Source organism: Microbacterium xylanilyticum (genome assembly GCF_054654695.1).
On the sequence record NZ_BAAIEN010000002.1, the window covers coordinates 2,066,614 to 2,081,886 of the forward strand.

A 15,273-nucleotide genomic window follows, 5' to 3' on the forward strand; every position below is an offset into this window, starting at 1 on the left:
CCACACAGCCAGGGACAGAGGGCCCGCTGATGCGACTGAGGCTGGCGCTGCCGGTCGCCGCAGTCGCCGGGCTCGCGCTCAACCTCGCCTATCAGCCGACCGGCTGGTGGCCGATGGCATTCGTCGGAGTCGGCCTGTCCCTCGCGACGCTCATCGGACGGTCAGTCGGCGCAGCACTTCTCGTCGGCGTCGTCTTCGGCGCCGTGTTCTACGGGCTCCACCTGGCGTGGGTCGGCCAGTTCCTGGGGCCGATCCCGCGTCTCGCACTGTCCGGTCTCGAAGCCCTCCTCACCGCAGCAGGAGCCGTGCCGATCGTCCTCGCCTACCGGTGGACGGCCCGGGGGACGCACAGAGCAGCGGCACAGTTGATCCTGGTCCCGCTGCTGATCGGAGGAATCTGGGTCAGCCGGGAGGTCGTGATCGGAGCGTGGCCCTACAACGGGTTCCCGTGGGCACGCTTGGGCATGACACAGGTCGACGGGCCGTTCCGCGAAGTCGCCTCCTGGACCGGCGTCACGGGTCTCTCCTTCCTCATCGCTGCGGTCGCAGCCGGCCTGTTGCAATGGGCGCGCGCGGGCGGTTGGCGATTCGGCCGTGGGGCACTCCCAGCCGCGACCATCCTCACCGTGCTGCTGATCGTTCCTCAGTTCCCCACCACCGATACCGGCACGTTCACCGTCGGGTGGGTTCAGGGCAATGGCCCGGCCGGCTACTTCGATCAGAAGAATCCCGGCGACGTGCTCGCGGCGCAGAGGACCGTCTCCGAGCGGATCAGCGGTGCCCGCATGGACCTCCTGGTGTGGCCAGAAGGCTCCGTGGACTCCGACGCGTTCGCGACCCCCGGCACGGCAGCGACGCTCACCCAGGTCGCGACCTCGGTCGGCGCCCCACTTCTCGCCAACGGGGCAACCACCCGCGGCGGCCGCACCTTCAACACGTCCTTCCTCTGGGACCCGGACGCCACGAACCGTCAACTCCACGACAAGGTGAATCCGGTGCCTTTCGGGGAGTATGTGCCAGACCGCTGGTTCTACGAGCGGCTCGTCCCGGACCTTGTCGGACTCATCCAGCGCGAATACACCCCGGGCAGCAATGCGCCGGTCGTCAACCTGCGCGGCGTGCCCATCGGCCTCGCGATCTGCTTCGACGTCATCTTCGACCGCGTGATCTGGGACGGGGTCGACCATGGCGCCCAGCTGTATGTCTTCCAGACCAACAACGCGGACTTCCGCGGCAGCAGCGAGAACCTCCAGCAACTGGCGTTCGCGAAGATGCGGGCCATTGAAACGGGGCGCGCGGTCGTCAACATCTCCACCGTCGGAACGAGCCAAGCCCTTTCCCCAGACGGCACCGTCATCGATACTCTCCCCGTCGACACCGCCGCAGGCACGGTCACCACGCTCCCGCTGCGCACCGGGCGAACCCCCGCCTCGGTCATCGGCCCGCGGAGCACCGGGCTACTCCCGGTCCTATCCGTGGGCGCGATGCTCAGCCTCGGGATCATCCATCGGCGACGACGTCCGCGGGACGCCGCCAATGCACCGGCGGCACCGGAAGGCCGATCACCGGTCGAGGGCCATGCCAGCTGAACACCAACCAGACCCACCCGCCGCGGGCGCCAGCAAGACCCGCCCCGCCCCACCGCCAACCTTGCCCGGAGGTTCCAACATTCGCCCCGACGCTTCACCCACAACAACACAGCACCCCGTGCGGAGGCGGACCGCAGCAGGAGTCCTCATGCTGATGCTCGCCGCAGCGATGGTGACGGGCTGCACGACCACGATCGCGTTGGACCCTGCCCCGGCGGCCAACGATCCCCGATGCGCGAACGTGTCCGTGCGCCTTCCAGACACGATCGACGGCCTGAAACGGCAATGGACTGACGCGCAGGCCACAGCTGCCTGGGGCAACAAAGCGGCCATCCTCCGATGCGGAGTCGAAGCCCCCTCGCAGACCACCCTGCAATGCGTCATCATCAAGGGCGTCGACTGGACCGTCGACGCGACGAACAGCCCCCAGCTGCGCCTCACCACGAGCGGCCGCACGCCCGCAGCGGAAGCCATCGTCGATACCCGGGTCCTCTCGGCAGACAAGGTCGCTGCCGCACTCGCTTCCACCCTGCAGCAACTCCCGGCAACCACCACCGGATGTGCGACCTCCACGCCAACGCCGTCTCCTGCAGATGGGCAGAAATCGCAATGAAGTCACCGACGCTCCGAGCAGCCGGCCCCGTCATACTCGTCACCGCTGCGCTGTTCACCATGATCCTCGGGCTCGCTATCGGCGGGGGAGCAGCCCCACGCCTGGTAAACGATCCCGGCGCGATCGTACGGTGGGGGCTCCCGGCCGCCAAGCTGATCGCCAACCTCTCCCTGTCCGTCATGATCGGTGCACTGACCCTGGCCGCCTTCCTGCTGCGCCGCCGCGACGCGGAGTCGGCCAGAGCACTCGACACAGCCTCAGCCAGTGCCGCCGTGTTCACCGTGGCCAGCGGGGCGACAGGCTTCCTGACCTTCCTGTCGTCCTTCAACCCGAAACTGTCCCTCGGGACAGAGTTCGGTCAACAACTGGGACGGTTCCTCATCGACACGGAACTGGGCCGCGTCTGGCTCATCACCACCCTCGCCGCGGCGACGATCACGATCGTGACCTTCGCCGCAAGGGGCCCCTGGGTGACCCTGTCCACATGGGCGCTTTCGGTCGCCGCGGCCATTCCGATGGCAACACAAGGACACTCGGGAAGCCTCGCCAACCACGACGCTGCCGTCATGGCACTCGTGCTCCACACTCTCGGTGCCGCCGTCTGGCTGGGCGGACTCGTCGCGTTAGTGATCATCCGGCCGACGCTGCCCGCCCGCAGGTTGCCGGTGATCGTGGAACGATACTCGAGCTTCGCGTTGATCGCGTTCTGCATCGTCGTCATTTCCGGTGTCGCCCGCACCATCGCATCAGTCAGCAACCCGGGCGACCTGATCAGCCCCTACGGAACAGTCCTCGCCCTCAAAGTCGTGGCCCTCCTCATCCTCGGCGCGTTCGGTGCGATGTACCGCCGGCGATTCATCAGCAGAAGCGCAACGGGCGGGGGCACCTTCTGGACCTTCGTTGCCGTCGAGCTCGCCGTCATGGGGATCGCCAGCGGAGCCGCCGCAGCACTCGCGCGAACACCCTCGCCCGCCGACACCACCGCGGCGCCTCTCCAGACCGCTGCGGAGATTCTCACCGAAGCGCCCGTGCCGCCCCCGCTCACCCCGATGGCCTGGCTCACCGAGTGGGACCTGGACGTCCTGTGGCTTGTCATCGCGGCCCTCACGATCATCGGATACGTCGGGGCGGCCCGGAGACTGCGACGCCGCGGTGAGGCCTGGCCGCGACTGCGCACCTGTTCCTGGGTCGCGGGGATGTTGCTGCTCGTCTGGGTCACCAGTGGTCCCATCGCTGCGTACGGTGATTACCTGCACAGCATCGACGTGCTGGGACGCGCTCTGCTCCTCACGCTGGTTCCGGCGCTGCTCGTCACTGCAGCCCCCTACCGCCTCGCGGTGGAGGCTCTCCCGATCCGCACAGACGGGAGCGACGGCGCCCGCGAATGGTTGATCCGAATCGGCGACTCACGACCCGTCAAAGCGCTCTCACACCCACTCATCGCCGGAGCGGTGTTCGTTCTGGTCACCGCCGCCACGTCGACCGGGCCGGGACTTCGATGGGCGCTGTCCGACCCACTCGGGCACCAGACGCGCATCGTGATCACCGTCCTCGCCGGCGCCATTCTGCTCCGCTCCGCCAGGAGCACAGCGCCTCATCGCGGCGTGCGGCGGCTCTGGATGTGTCGCGCGTCAGACTTTGTGGCAGGACGATTGATTGAGTCCTGAGCGGAGTGTTTGACGATGGGTAGACCACCAGTGATCCCGGTGGAGAAGAAGACGAGGATCGTGCTGAGCATCCTCGCCGGCGAGATGACGATCGCTGAAGCGGCTCGGCGTGAGAAGGTCAGCGAGCAGTCGATCGGCCGGTGGAAGGCGGACTTCCTCGAGGCTGGCAAGACCGGCCTGGCCGCTGGCAAGACGGGGCCGTCGACCCGGGAGCAGCAGCTCGAGGCGGAGGTCGCCGATCTGACCCAGGCGCTGGGCGAGGCGGCCGTCGAGATTCGGGTGTGGAAGAAGAGTGCGGAGGGCCGGTTGGGCCCTTCGAGGACCTCGAGGTGATCCGCATGGAGGCGGGCATGTCGACCTCGAGGTTCTGCCGCCTGATCGACATGCCCGAACGCACCTGGCGGCGCTGGCAGGCCAAGGCGAAGCAAGACCGGCCGACGAAGGGGCCCTGGCCGCAGCCTGCAAGGGACGCCGCCCGCCCGCTGGTGACGGGGCATGCGTTGGCGAAGCCGGCGTGGGGGCATCGGAAGATCTGGGCGCTGACTCGGCACGACGGTCACAAGGTGTCGCAGGCGACCGTGCTGCGCCTGATGCGCGATGACGGGCTGATCCTGCCGTCGGAGTACCAGAAGCAGCGCCGCGAGCTGGCAAAGGAGCGGAAGGCAGCGTTCGCGCGGAACCCGACCGGACCGAACCAGGTCTGGCAGCTGGACTTCAGCGAGTTCGAGACCACGACCGGTGGGACCTGGCGGATCGCGGGGTGCCGGGACTGGTACTCGAAGCTCGAGTACCCGTTCCACGTGTCGCCGACCGCGAACCAGTACGACGCGATCGCCGCGATCGAACTCGCCCTCGCCGACTACGAGCAGATGTTCGAGCACCCGCTCGTCGACGAATGTCAGGTCGATGAAGAGACGGGTGAGGTGCTGCCGGTGGTGACGATCGTCACCGACAACGGCGGCCCGTTCCGGTCGCTGAACTTCGAGCTGTTCATCATGCGGCACCCCGAGCTGCGGCACGTCCGCACGAGGGTGCGCTCGCCCGGGCAGAACGGGTCACGCGAACGCGGGTTCGGGACGCTGAAGTACGAGCGATTGTTCCTCGATGAGATCCCCGACGCCTTGACGCTGATCGAACGCGCCGAGGACTACCGGGTCGAGTACAACACCGAGCGGCCGCACGAGGCGATCGCCTGGAACAGGCCGATGCAGGTGCACCTGGGCCTGGCCGACCCCACCATCCCCACCTTTGAAAGAGAAGAAATCCTGCCAACTACTTGACGCGGGACAGGCTGTTCGTGCCGCATACGCATGACGCAGGGGACTCGATCGACGACGCGATGGAGGCCAGCCACGAGGGCGTGCGGGCGCTGATCATCAGCATGGTGATTCTGCTCGTCACGACGATCCTGCAGGCGGTGGTGTTCTTCCTCAGTGGATCGGTCGCGTTGCTGGCAGACACGGTGCATAACTTCTCTGACGCGCTCACCGCGATCCCGCTGTGGGTTGCGTTCGTTCTCGGCCGCCGTGCCGCGACTCGCCGATACACGTATGGGTTCGGACGTGCCGAGGACCTCGCGGGCCTGTTCATTGTCTTCGTCGTGCTGCTGTCTGCGGTGGTCGCGGCCTGGCAGTCGATCGACCGGCTGCTGCATCCGCAGCCGCTGCAGAACGTGTGGTGGGTGATCGTCGCCGGGCTCATCGGTTTCGTCGGGAATGAGGCGGTCGCGATTTATCGGATCCGTATCGGCCGCCGGATCGGATCCGCAGCCCTCGTCGCCGACGGGGTCCATGCCCGAACCGATGGGTTCACGTCTCTCGCTGTCGTGATCGGCGGGGTCGGAGTTCTGCTCGGTTTCCCGCTTGCCGATCCGGTCGTCGGTATCGTCATCTCGATCGCGATCTTCATCCTGCTGCTCGGCACGATCCGATCGATCGGGCGCCGTCTCATGGACGCGATCGAACCCGACCTCCTCAGCCGCGCCGAACACGCCCTGGAGCATGTCGACGGGATCGAACGCGTGGAACGGATCCGGCTGCGCTTGGTCGGCCACCGCCTCGAAGGCGACGCGATCATCACCGCAGCTCCAGAGCGTACCGATGTCCGCGAGCAGGCCGAGGCCAGTATCCACTCACATCTGCCGAACGTCGACGAGTTCCTCGTCAGCGTTCGGAACGGGACTTGGCCTCGCTAGAACAGGCGTCAATCGCAATGGTTGAGAGGGAGCACTGCCCAATGTCCGGCCTCGGTGCGGTCCGAGTCCGGATCTGCCTGGAAAGTGGCGATCTGATCCAGGGATGAACGGAGTGGCTCAGTTGGTCAGAAGTTGTTCCCGAAGGCGGCTGGCGACGGCTTCGCGGAGCGGGCGGACGTTGTCTGGGGTCCAGTCGGCCGGGTCGGGGAACGACCACTCGAGGAACCGACCTGCCGGCGCCGAGGGCAGTGAGAGTCCGGGTTTCATCGCGATCACGATGTCCGCGGCCGCGAGATCGTCGGGTGTGACCGCGCGGGGGATCCGGTCGCTGATGTCGAGGCCGAGTTCAGCGATCGTCGCCGCGATCGCAGGGTTGACCGCATCGGCGGGCGCTGTGCCGGCGGAGGTGACGGTGAACTGGCGGGGGGCGAGGATCTCGAGCAGGGCTGCGCCGAGCTGGGAGCGTCCGGCGTTGTGCTGGCAGAGGAACAGGACAGTGGGGGTGCTCATGCGGGTGCTCCAAGCAGTGCGGGGAGGGAGCGGGTCCAGGCCTGGGTGGCGGCCTGGACGGCGTCCCAGGGGGATCCGAGCGGTGGTGTGTAGGAGAGATCGAGGTCGGAGATCTCCGCGACGGTGAGGCCGGCGTGCAGGGCGGTCGCGAATGTGTCGACGCGTTTCGCGGTCTCGGTGCCGAGCCTCCCGACCAGCTGCGCGCCGAGGAGACGACCGGTGGTGGTGTCGCCCGTGATCCGGAAGGTGATGGGCTGCGCGCCCGGGTAGTAGCGCTTGTGATCGTCCGCAGCCGATTGGACCGTCGCCGGGGAGTAGCCGGCGGTCGCGGCTTCCTGGTCGCGCAGGCCGGTGCGGGCGGCGACGAGGTCGAACACCTTCACGACCTGGGTGCCGACCGACCCCGCGAACCGGGCCTGGTCGCCGACAGCGTTCGCGCCGGCGACGCGACCCTGCTTGTGGGAGGTGGTGCCGAGGGGCAGGTAGGTGGTGCCCAGGAGCCGGTGGTGGGTAATGACACCGTCGCCGGCGGCGAACACGTGCGGCAGCCCGGTGCGCATCTGCTCGTCGACGACAACCGCCCGACCCGCCCCAAGCGACGCTCCGGCCGCTTCGAGGAGAGTTGTGTTCGGGCGGACGCCGACGACCGCGAGGACCAGGTCCGCCGTGTGGGTGACGGTCTCCCCGTCTCGGGTGCCGGTGACGACGAGCCCGGCCGGGGTCTTCTCGACGCCGGCGACGAGGGTTCCGGTGTGGACCTCCTCGACGCCGTGCTCTTCGAGTTCGGCGCGGACGAGGCCGGCGAGTTCGGGGTCGAGGGTGGAGAGGACCTCACGGCCGCGCTGCAGCTGTGTGACTCGCATGCCGCGGGCGGCGAACGCTTCGGCCATCTCCAGGCCGACGTATCCCGCGCCGATGATGATCGCCGAGGCGGGGTTCCTCTCGGTCAGGTGCTGGTCGAGGGCGAAGGTGTCGCCCATGGAGTGGATGACGTGGACACCGTCTACGGGGCCGAGCTGGTCGAGCCCGGCGATGCCCGCGTGGGAGGGGAGCGCGCCGGTGCCGACCACGAGCTCGTCGTAGGCGATCGTCGACTCGACCCCGGATTGGTCCCGGACGGTGAGACGGCGACCGGCGACGTCGATGCCGGTGGCGAGGGTGTTCAACCGGAACTGCATGCCGGTGGCTTCCAGGTCCGCGTGGGTGCGGTGAGCGAGGGACTGCCAGGGGGCGACCTCGCCGGTGAAGTAGTAGGGGATCCCGCAGATGGAGTAGTTCGGGTAGGCGTCCGCGACGACCACCGTCACCTCGACGGTCGGGTCGAGCTCCCGGGCGCGCAGGGCAGCGGAAATGCCGGCATCGCTGCCGCCGATCACGGCGATATGGGTCATGCGAGAGACTCCTTCGAAGCGGCGGCCGCGGTTGTGGTGTGCGGACTGACCGGGGGCGGGGGTGATGATCAGCAGGACGGCTGCGGCGGCGCCGACCGCAGCGCCGACGATCTGCGCGGCAAGGAACGGCAGGACCGAGGCGGGGGCGATGCCCGCGAACGTGTCCGTGAACACCCGACCGATCGTGACGGCCGGGTTCGCGAACGACGTCGACGATGTGAACCAGTAGGCCGCGCCGATGTAAGCGCCGACCGCGGCGGCGATCACCGGCAGGGATCGACCGGTGCGGGTGAGGCCGGTGATCAGTAGCACCAGGCTCGCGGTCGCGACGACCTCGCCCAGCAGCGTCCCCGCCGTGACCCGCTCTGTGGTGGCGATCGCGGTGGGGACCTGGAACATCAGGTTCGCGAGCACCGCCCCACCGATCCCGCCGAGCACCTGCGCGGCCATGTAGACGACCAGGTCCCGGACGGGGAGGCCGGTGCCGGTGCGGGGGCCGAGGAGCGCGTCTGTGGCGGAGACAACGGGGTTGAAGTGCGCGCCGGAGACCGGGCCGAGCAGCAGGATCAGCACCGCGAGACCGAACACCGTCGCTGTCGAGTTCTCCAGCAGCCGCAGCCCGACATCGGCGGACAGGCGCTGCGCCGCGATCCCGGACCCGACCACGGTGGTCACCAGCAGGCCGGTGCCGAGGAACTAGGCCAGGGCCCGACGGGCAAGGGTAGGGCGGGCGGTCATGAGGCGGTGCCCGTCGACGGCAGGAGTTCGGTGAGCAGCTGCTCGACGTGCTCTTGGATCTCGTCGCGGACGGTGCGGATCCCGTCCAGGTCGAGCCCTTCCGGGTCGGTGAGATGCCAGTCCAGGTAGCGCTTGCCGGGATAGAGCGGGCAGGCGTCCCCGCATCCCATCGTCACGACGGCATCGGCCGCGCGGACGACATCGTCGGTGAGAGGCTTCGGGAACTCACCGGTGAGGTCGATCCCCGCCTCGGTGAGCACCGTCACGACACCGGGGAGCAGGTCGGCCGCGGGCTGGGAGCCGGCGGAGCGGATGTGGACGCGGTCACCGGCGAGTTGCCGGGTGATCGCCGCGGCCATCTGAGACCGGCCCGAGTTCTGGACGCAGACGTAGAGGATCTCCGGGACCGTCTTGGCGACCTGCCCGCGGGACTGCGCGAGAGCGACCAGCCGGTCATGCACGAACTTCTCCGCCAACGTCGGCAGCAGAGAGGTGACCGTTGCCGTGCGCCCCAGGGTCGTGTAGGACTCGAACACGACCCGCTCGACCGTCTCCTCACCGACCATCCCGGTGAACTGCTGCGCGAGCCGCTCCGCAGCCCGGTGCAGCACCGCATCCGCGGACTGCAACCCGCCCTGCGCGTTCATGCCGCACTCTCCTCGGGGAGCAGCTCGCCGATCAGGGTCTCGACGCGGGCGCGGATCTCGTCCCGGATGCGGCGGACCGTGGCCTCGTCCTGCCCGGCCGGGTCATCCAGCACCCAATCCTCGTAACGCTTGCCCGGGAAGATCGGGCAGGCATCACCGCAGCCCATTGTGATCACCGCATCCGACTCCTGCACCGCCTCGACTGTGAGGAGCTTCGGGGCGTTGGAGGCGATGTCGATGCCTTCCTCGGCCATCGCGGCGACCGCGACCGGGTTGATCTGATCCTTCGGCGCGGACCCGGCCGAGAGCACCTCGATCCGGTCCCCGGCGAGGTGCTGTAGGTAGCCGGCGGCCATCTGGGACCGGCCGGCGTTGTGAACGCAGACGAACAACACGGTGGGCATGTCAGCCATGGTCGGGTCCTCTCCTCGGGATCGCTGAGTCATGTCCAGCTTGACGAATCGACTATAGCTCAGTCAAGATTGAGGCAATGAACAGTGAGCGAATTTTCTCGGTGGAGGAGCGGGCCCGCAAGCACGCGGCTCTGGCGGATCCGGCGCGGCTGCGGATGCTGGACATGCTGACCTATGGGGACCTGTCGCCGACCGAGCTGCGTGAAGAGCTCGGCGTGCCGTCGAACCTGCTCGCGCATCACCTCGGCGTGCTCGAGCGGGAAGGGATCATCACCCGCGGACGCTCCGAAGGCGACAAACGGCGCAGCTATGTGCGGCTCGTGCCCGGCGCACTGTTCGGTCTCGGATCGTTCGCCGCGGCGGGCGCGGATCGGGTGGTGTTCGTCTGCTCGGCGAACTCCGCCCGCTCCCAGCTCGCGGAGGCGCTGTGGAACACGGTCAGCTCGGTGCCGGCGCAGTCTGCCGGCACTCACCCCGCCGAGCGGGTCGCTCCGGGTGCGATCGCGACCGCGGCCCGTCACGGGCTCGACCTCACCGGTGCGGTGCCGCGGCTCGTCGACGACGTCGACATGGACGGGGCGTTCATCATCACCGTCTGCGACCGCGCCCATGAGGAATACCCGGCCGGGATCGTGCACTGGTCCGTGCCAGACCCCGTCCGTGTCGGGACGGATGCCGCGTTCGAGGCGGCGTTCGAGGACCTCCGCCGTCGCGTCGACCAGCTCGCGCCGCGCATTCTCGCCCTCGCCTGAATGTGAGACCGCCCCGGCGGGTCAGTCGGTGCCGTTGCGGGTGGAGCGCCGCTCGATGAGCACCGTGTCCCGCCATTGACCGGCGTGCGGGCCGAGCAGGGAGCGGGAGATGCGTTCCCGGGTGCCGACAACCCGGAACCCGGCCTGTTCGTGAAGGCGCAGGCTCGCGGTGTTCTCCGGGAAGATGCTCGACTAAACCGTCCAGTAGCCGGCTTCTTCGGCCGCGTTGACGAACGCTGCCAGCAGCGCCCGCCCGACCCCCTGGCCCTGGTGGGTGGGGTCGATGTAGACGGAGTGCTCGATCACCCCTCGGTAGGCGTCTCGCGTGGAGATCCGGGAGGCCGCGGCCCAGCCGATGGCCATCCCGTCTTCGTTGGTGGCGACGAGGCGCGGTGCGGGGATCTTGCCGGAGTCGAACTGCTCCCAGGTGGGGGTGCGGGTCTCGAACGTGGCCTCACCGCCGGCGATCCCGGCCGCGAAGATCTCCTCGACCCGCTCCCAATCGCCGGGAACCATCGGGCGAATCCGCGTCATGAGCAGCAGGAATCGCCGGCGCTGTCACCGGTGGAGCAGACCCCCGTCGCCGGCAGGACCAGAGCGACCTGGGACGCCGCGGTGACGTCGCCGTCGATCCAGGCGGTGACCGAGCGGACCTGCTCGTACCCCGTGGTGAGCAGGAACGTCGGGGCGCGGCCGTAGGACTTCATCCCGACGATGAAGAACCCCTGCTCCGGGTGCGTGAGCTCCCGGAACCCGTGCGGCTCGACCGTCCCGCAGGAGTGCAGGTTCGGGTCGATCAGCGGCGCCAACCGCTTCGGGGCCTCGACGATCTCGTCCAGCTCGAGCCGGACCTCACGGAGCATGTCCAAGTCGGGGCGGAACCCGGTCGCATTCACGACCACGTCCGCGTCCACCATCGCCGGTTCACCGCGTCGGGTGCCGACCAGCCGGATCCCGGAGCCTGCGGGCTCGACGCGGGAGATCTCGAACGAGTCGACCACCGACACGACCCCGGACGCGACGAGCCGTTCGGTGCGGGTGCCGAGCTTCGCCCGATCCGGCAACTCGTCATCCGGTGACGACGAGACCCGGATCGCGGACGGGTTCCGGATCACCCACGTCACCCGTGTGCCCGTCTCGTCCCGGGCAAGCCTGCCGAGCGCGATGAGCGTGTTCGCCGCCGAATGCCCGGCGCCAACGACGACCGTGTGCTTGCCGGCGAACCGGGCCAGATCCACCCCGAGAACATCGGGGAGGGCGTGCAGAACACAGTCGGCGACCTGGTCGAAGCCGAGCGGGACGAGGCCCGAGGAGGCGAGAGGGTTCGGGGTCGTGTAGGTGCCGGACGCGTCGATCACCGCCCGCGCCGTGACCTCCTCAAGCCGTCCGCCCGTGTGCTGGACGCGCAGCAGGAACGGGGCCTGGGCACGCCCGGCCGTCCGGGTGCGGTCCATGCCCTCCCGGGACACCGCGATCACCCGCCGGCCGAACCGGATCCGCGACCCGATCTCCGGCAGATCCGCCAACGGTGCCAGGTAGTCGTCGACGAGCTCCTGCCCGGTCGGCGCCCGCCCCTCCGCCGCCGTCAGCACCCACCCGGCGGCCTCCAGCAGACGGCGTGACGCGGGGTCGACCAGGTGCTTCCAGGGGGAGAAGAAGCGGGTGTGGCCCCAGAGCTGGACCGAGTCCGCGACCCGGTCCCCGGCCTCGAGGATCGTGAAGTCGATGCCCCGCTCGACCAGATTCGCCGCGGCAGCAAGACCGATCGGGCCCGCGCCGATGATCACCACCGGCAGCGTCGCCAGCCGATCCGACACGGCCGTCCGGGGAGTGAGATCCAGCATCGTCACCATCAGAAACTCCTCATATCGATGAACATCGATGCAAGTATGAGCGCATCTATCGACACCTGTCAATATCGACTAGTATCGATGCATGGTCCAGTTGCTCGAGGTCACCGACGTCTCCGCCAGTGGGGCGTGCTGTGCGCCGCTCGTGAAGGAACCCCTCGGCCAGCAGGACGCGGAACAGCTCGCCGTCCGGCTGAAGGCCCTCGCGGACCCGGCGCGATTGCGGCTGCTGTCGATCGTCGCGTCCAGCGCCGACCAGGAAGCGTGCGTCTGCGACCTGATCGACCCGGTTGGACTGTCGCAACCGACCGTCTCGCACCACCTCAAGGTCCTCACCACGGCCGGTTTCCTGACGCGGTCCCAGCGGGGGATTTGGGCGTACTACCGCCTCGTGCCGGACGCACTGGGCGAGGTCGCTTCTATCCTCGAATCGGCCTAACCGGCGGCTGGGTGATCGCGGGATCCGTTGCGGCGAGAGTGATCAGGGCGCTCCAATGCCCCCTCTTGAGGTCGGTGCCGCAATCCCCGGGGCCATCGTCGAATCGGCCTGGAAACTGCTCAGATCGCCAGGAGTCCGTTCCCGTCGGGTCACCCTGTAATGCTGGGCGCATTTCCCCTCGCCCCGCGATCATGGGCGGACTTGCCGCCGTTGTCGGCTTCGATGTTCGGCTGATCAGTGGCGTGCAGCGCCACCCGGGACTCTCCGGTGAACGGCGAAGGTTCGGCTTCGGGGTGGCGCTTGGTCTGGATGGCGAACAGTACGATGCCGAGGGCGACGGCCGCCAGCGACGCCCATACGTTCGCGGGTATCCCGAGGTAGCCGATGCTGGACGGGTCGATGCGGATTGACTCGAGGTAGGCCCGCCCGGCCCCGTACCAGATGAGGTAGGTGGCCAGCACCTTGCCCCACTGCAGCGTGAGCCGGCGCTCGAGGTACAGGATCAGGGCGAAGCCGAGCAGGTTCCAGATGATCTCGTACAGAAACAGCGGCTGGAAGAGCGTCCCTGGGGGCATCCCGGGCGGGAACTTCGCGTTGGTGGACTCGATCTGCAGGCCCCACGGCAGTGTTGTCGGGAGGCCGAACAACTCATGGTTGAAGTAGTTGCCCAGGCGCCCCAGCGATTGGGCGACAAGCAGAGCTGGGGCGAGGGCATCTGCGATGCTCCAGAACCGGCCGTGGGCGCGGCGGCAGGCGATCCAGATGCCGACGGCGCCGCCGATCAGTGACCCGTACAGGGCGTTCCCGCCGTCCCAGATCGCGAACACGTTCCAGAGGTTGTCACCGGGCGCGAAGTAGTCGCCCACGTGCGTGAACACGTGGTAGAAACGTGCGCAGACGATCCCGAGAGGCACGGACCACATCGCGATGTCGACGGCGAACCCCGGTTCGATGCCGCGCCGTTTCAAGCGGCGGCCCAGGATGAGCGTCGCCGCGATGATGCCTGCGATGATGCACAGTGCGTAGGCATGGATGGTCAGCGGACCGATCTGGAACTGCGCCCACGAGGACGGCGGGCTGGGAATGCTGGTTCTCACTGGTCATCCTTCGGTGTGTTCGCCCCGGGGCCGGAACCGGCTCAGAATACGCGGCGCGGGTATGGGTGAGGCTGAGAATGTGGGCAGCCATGACCGCTGATACGTGATCACGATGACACCTTGCGGATCACCAGGATGAGCCCGATCAGCCCTACGGCGTTGGCGGTTAGCGTGGTGATGATCACGATCGTGGTGCCCTGGTCGTAGGCGAAGCCGAGTACGGCGCCGGCGATGAGGAGCCCCACGCCGCGGAGGAAGGCAAGCCACCCGAAAGCGATCGCGCGTGAGGCAGACGGGACGAGCTCGGTCACGACCGCCTTGACGGTGGAGTCGAGGGTGCCGTTGACGATGCCCCAGACGGCGACGCCAACCCAGATGAGTGCGGCGTTCTGAGTGAAGGCGATGGCGGAGACGGCCGCGGCGATGGGGACGAGAAGCAGGGTGCGCGGACCGAATCGGTCGTAAGCGCGCCCCATGACGAGCCCGCTCGCACCGTCGACGAGCATCGCCGCCGCGAAGAGGATCGGCACCTGCGCATCGGTGAGCAGGCCACGCGACTGCGCATGGAACGCGAGAAGGGGGAAGGACGCGACCCCGGCGGACAGGATCCCCACCGCGGTGACGTAGAGCCAGAACCTCCCGGGAAGTGTGCGCGGTGTCGACAGCCCGGTCGCAGGTGCCGCCCCAGGGACGGCCTGTTGTGCCGCACCGTCGTGCCGGGGGGATTCGTAGACGACCGGGTCGGGGACTCTGCGGCGCAGCCAGAACAGCAGGGCGAGGACGAGGACGCCCGGAACGATCAGCACTCCGAACGCGAGCGCATAGTCGCGGTCGCGCCAGCCGAGCACGGCGGCGAGGAGCAGCGGCCCGAGAACCGCTCCGGTCTGGTCGAGCGCCTGGTGCACGCCGAACGCGCTTCCTCGCCCCGTGCTCGCCGACGCGTGAGAGAGCAGCGTGTCCTTGGCGGGAGACCGCACAGCCTTGCCGAGACGCGCCGTACCATACAGCAGCAGGGCGGGTGCGAGAGTCCCCGTGACGCCGATGAGGGGAACGCTGAGCACGGTGAGCGCGTATCCGAGGATGGTCCAGGTCCAGTAGTGACGGGTGCGGACCACGGCGTAGCCAGTGACGACCCGCAACCCGTACCCGATGAACTCTCCGGCTCCCGCCACGACTCCGACGACGGTTGCCGACGCGCCGAGAGTGGCAAGATACGGGCCGATGATGCTCCGCGCCCCCTCGTAGACCATGTCCGCAAGCAGACTGACGATCCCGAACACGACGATGAAATGCCACGGTCGCAGCAGGCTCCTCGGCGACGACGCGGGTACCTCCGGAATCGGGACAGGAGAGGGCATCGCCGTGGCGTGATC

General features: G+C 68.4%; 15 protein-coding genes and 2 pseudogenes. 8 read left to right on the forward strand and 9 right to left on the reverse strand.

Annotation, left to right across the window (positions count from 1 at the left end):
* Positions 1-29: 29 nt before the first annotated feature.
* The 6 genes from lnt to ACYQ1L_RS10530 all read left to right on the forward strand — a co-directional run bounded on the left by lnt (position 30) and on the right by ACYQ1L_RS10530 (position 6,063).
* On the forward strand, positions 30-1,589 hold the full coding sequence (gene lnt / locus ACYQ1L_RS10505; RefSeq protein WP_460004109.1) for an apolipoprotein N-acyltransferase: 1,560 nt from the start codon (positions 30-32) through the stop codon (positions 1,587-1,589).
* A gap of 148 nt (positions 1,590-1,737) precedes the next feature.
* Complete coding sequence (locus ACYQ1L_RS10510; protein WP_460004110.1) at positions 1,738-2,202, forward strand: DUF3515 family protein; 465 nt, start codon at positions 1,738-1,740, stop codon at positions 2,200-2,202.
* Complete coding sequence (locus ACYQ1L_RS10515) at positions 2,199-3,869, forward strand: cytochrome c oxidase assembly protein (protein ID WP_460004111.1); 1,671 nt, start codon at positions 2,199-2,201, stop codon at positions 3,867-3,869. The genes ACYQ1L_RS10510 and ACYQ1L_RS10515 overlap by 4 nt, the downstream gene beginning before the upstream one ends.
* A 15-nt stretch (positions 3,870-3,884) precedes the next feature.
* A complete protein-coding gene (locus ACYQ1L_RS10520; RefSeq protein WP_460002273.1) occupies positions 3,885-4,202 on the forward strand; it encodes a transposase in 318 nt (105 codons plus the stop codon).
* Between the two features lie 5 nt (positions 4,203-4,207).
* Positions 4,208-5,149: a transposase gene (locus ACYQ1L_RS10525; protein WP_460005739.1), complete on the forward strand. Its 942-nt coding sequence runs from the start codon at positions 4,208-4,210 to the stop codon at positions 5,147-5,149.
* Between the two features lie 59 nt (positions 5,150-5,208).
* Positions 5,209-6,063, forward strand: coding sequence for a cation diffusion facilitator family transporter (locus ACYQ1L_RS10530; protein WP_460005802.1), 855 nt, complete (start codon positions 5,209-5,211; stop codon positions 6,061-6,063).
* Positions 6,064-6,180: 117 nt separating this feature from the next.
* Here the strand turns inward: ACYQ1L_RS10530 and ACYQ1L_RS10535 are convergent, their stop codons facing one another.
* The 5 genes and pseudogenes from ACYQ1L_RS10535 to ACYQ1L_RS10555 form a co-directional block, all read right to left on the reverse strand.
* Complete coding sequence (locus ACYQ1L_RS10535; RefSeq protein ID WP_460004112.1) at positions 6,181-6,573, reverse strand: arsenate-mycothiol transferase ArsC; 393 nt, start codon at positions 6,571-6,573, stop codon at positions 6,181-6,183.
* The gene (locus ACYQ1L_RS10540) at positions 6,570-7,964 is read right to left on the reverse strand and encodes an FAD-dependent oxidoreductase (RefSeq protein ID WP_460005803.1); all 1,395 of its coding nucleotides are present in this window, start codon (positions 7,962-7,964) and stop codon (positions 6,570-6,572) included. Before ACYQ1L_RS10540 ends, ACYQ1L_RS10535 begins: the two co-directional genes overlap by 4 nt.
* A 39-nt stretch (positions 7,965-8,003) precedes the next feature.
* A pseudogene (locus ACYQ1L_RS10545) lies at positions 8,004-8,645 on the reverse strand (aquaporin); the annotation flags it as partial.
* 53 nt (positions 8,646-8,698) lie between these two features.
* Entirely contained in the window at positions 8,699-9,349 is a 651-nt protein-coding gene (locus ACYQ1L_RS10550) for an arsenate reductase ArsC (RefSeq protein ID WP_460004113.1), read from the reverse strand.
* Complete coding sequence (locus ACYQ1L_RS10555; RefSeq protein WP_460004114.1) at positions 9,346-9,762, reverse strand: arsenate reductase ArsC; 417 nt, start codon at positions 9,760-9,762, stop codon at positions 9,346-9,348. Before ACYQ1L_RS10555 ends, ACYQ1L_RS10550 begins: the two co-directional genes overlap by 4 nt.
* Positions 9,763-9,839: 77 nt before the next feature.
* Between ACYQ1L_RS10555 and ACYQ1L_RS10560 the strand changes: the two genes are divergently transcribed.
* Positions 9,840-10,514, forward strand: coding sequence for an arsenate reductase/protein-tyrosine-phosphatase family protein (locus ACYQ1L_RS10560; RefSeq protein WP_460004115.1), 675 nt, complete (start codon positions 9,840-9,842; stop codon positions 10,512-10,514).
* A 21-nt stretch (positions 10,515-10,535) separates the two neighbouring features.
* On the opposite strand, the pseudogene ACYQ1L_RS10565 reads toward ACYQ1L_RS10560, so the two are convergent.
* A pseudogene (locus tag ACYQ1L_RS10565) lies at positions 10,536-11,048 on the reverse strand (N-acetyltransferase family protein).
* The gene (locus ACYQ1L_RS10570) at positions 11,045-12,367 is read right to left on the reverse strand and encodes an FAD-dependent oxidoreductase (protein WP_460004116.1); all 1,323 of its coding nucleotides are present in this window, start codon (positions 12,365-12,367) and stop codon (positions 11,045-11,047) included. The pseudogene ACYQ1L_RS10565 and the gene ACYQ1L_RS10570 overlap by 4 nt, the downstream one beginning before the upstream one ends.
* A gap of 82 nt (positions 12,368-12,449) precedes the next feature.
* On the opposite strand from ACYQ1L_RS10570, the gene ACYQ1L_RS10575 reads away from it, so the two are divergent.
* A complete protein-coding gene (locus tag ACYQ1L_RS10575) occupies positions 12,450-12,803 on the forward strand; it encodes a metalloregulator ArsR/SmtB family transcription factor (protein WP_460004117.1) in 354 nt (117 codons plus the stop codon).
* A 149-nt stretch (positions 12,804-12,952) separates the two neighbouring features.
* On the opposite strand, the gene lgt is transcribed toward ACYQ1L_RS10575, so the two are convergent.
* Both lgt and ACYQ1L_RS10585 read right to left on the reverse strand, forming a co-directional pair.
* Positions 12,953-13,900: a prolipoprotein diacylglyceryl transferase gene (lgt, locus tag ACYQ1L_RS10580; protein ID WP_460004118.1), complete on the reverse strand. Its 948-nt coding sequence runs from the start codon at positions 13,898-13,900 to the stop codon at positions 12,953-12,955.
* A 107-nt stretch (positions 13,901-14,007) separates the two neighbouring features.
* A complete protein-coding gene (locus tag ACYQ1L_RS10585) occupies positions 14,008-15,258 on the reverse strand; it encodes an MFS transporter (protein WP_460004119.1) in 1,251 nt (416 codons plus the stop codon).
* Between the last annotated feature and the right edge of the window lie 15 nt (positions 15,259-15,273).

Bases quoted from the DNA above. Each gene is read 5' to 3' on its own strand.
- lnt (WP_460004109.1), top strand. From the start codon at position 30: ATGCGACTGAGGCTGGCGCTGCCGGTCGCCGCAGTCGCCGGGCTCGCG.
- ACYQ1L_RS10510 (WP_460004110.1), top strand. From the start codon at position 1,738: ATGCTGATGCTCGCCGCAGCGATGGTGACGGGCTGCACGACCACGATC.
- ACYQ1L_RS10515 (WP_460004111.1), top strand. From the start codon at position 2,199: ATGAAGTCACCGACGCTCCGAGCAGCCGGCCCCGTCATACTCGTCACC.
- ACYQ1L_RS10520 (WP_460002273.1), top strand. From the start codon at position 3,885: ATGGGTAGACCACCAGTGATCCCGGTGGAGAAGAAGACGAGGATCGTG.
- ACYQ1L_RS10525 (WP_460005739.1), top strand. From the start codon at position 4,208: ATGGAGGCGGGCATGTCGACCTCGAGGTTCTGCCGCCTGATCGACATG.
- ACYQ1L_RS10530 (WP_460005802.1), top strand. From the start codon at position 5,209: ATGGAGGCCAGCCACGAGGGCGTGCGGGCGCTGATCATCAGCATGGTG.
- ACYQ1L_RS10535 (WP_460004112.1), bottom strand. From the start codon at position 6,573: ATGAGCACCCCCACTGTCCTGTTCCTCTGCCAGCACAACGCCGGACGC.
- ACYQ1L_RS10540 (WP_460005803.1), bottom strand. From the start codon at position 7,964: ATGACCCATATCGCCGTGATCGGCGGCAGCGATGCCGGCATTTCCGCT.
- ACYQ1L_RS10550 (WP_460004113.1), bottom strand. From the start codon at position 9,349: ATGAACGCGCAGGGCGGGTTGCAGTCCGCGGATGCGGTGCTGCACCGG.
- ACYQ1L_RS10555 (WP_460004114.1), bottom strand. From the start codon at position 9,762: ATGGCTGACATGCCCACCGTGTTGTTCGTCTGCGTTCACAACGCCGGC.
- ACYQ1L_RS10560 (WP_460004115.1), top strand. From the start codon at position 9,840: ATGAACAGTGAGCGAATTTTCTCGGTGGAGGAGCGGGCCCGCAAGCAC.
- ACYQ1L_RS10570 (WP_460004116.1), bottom strand. From the start codon at position 12,367: ATGGTGACGATGCTGGATCTCACTCCCCGGACGGCCGTGTCGGATCGG.
- ACYQ1L_RS10575 (WP_460004117.1), top strand. From the start codon at position 12,450: ATGGTCCAGTTGCTCGAGGTCACCGACGTCTCCGCCAGTGGGGCGTGC.
- ACYQ1L_RS10585 (WP_460004119.1), bottom strand. From the start codon at position 15,258: ATGCCCTCTCCTGTCCCGATTCCGGAGGTACCCGCGTCGTCGCCGAGG.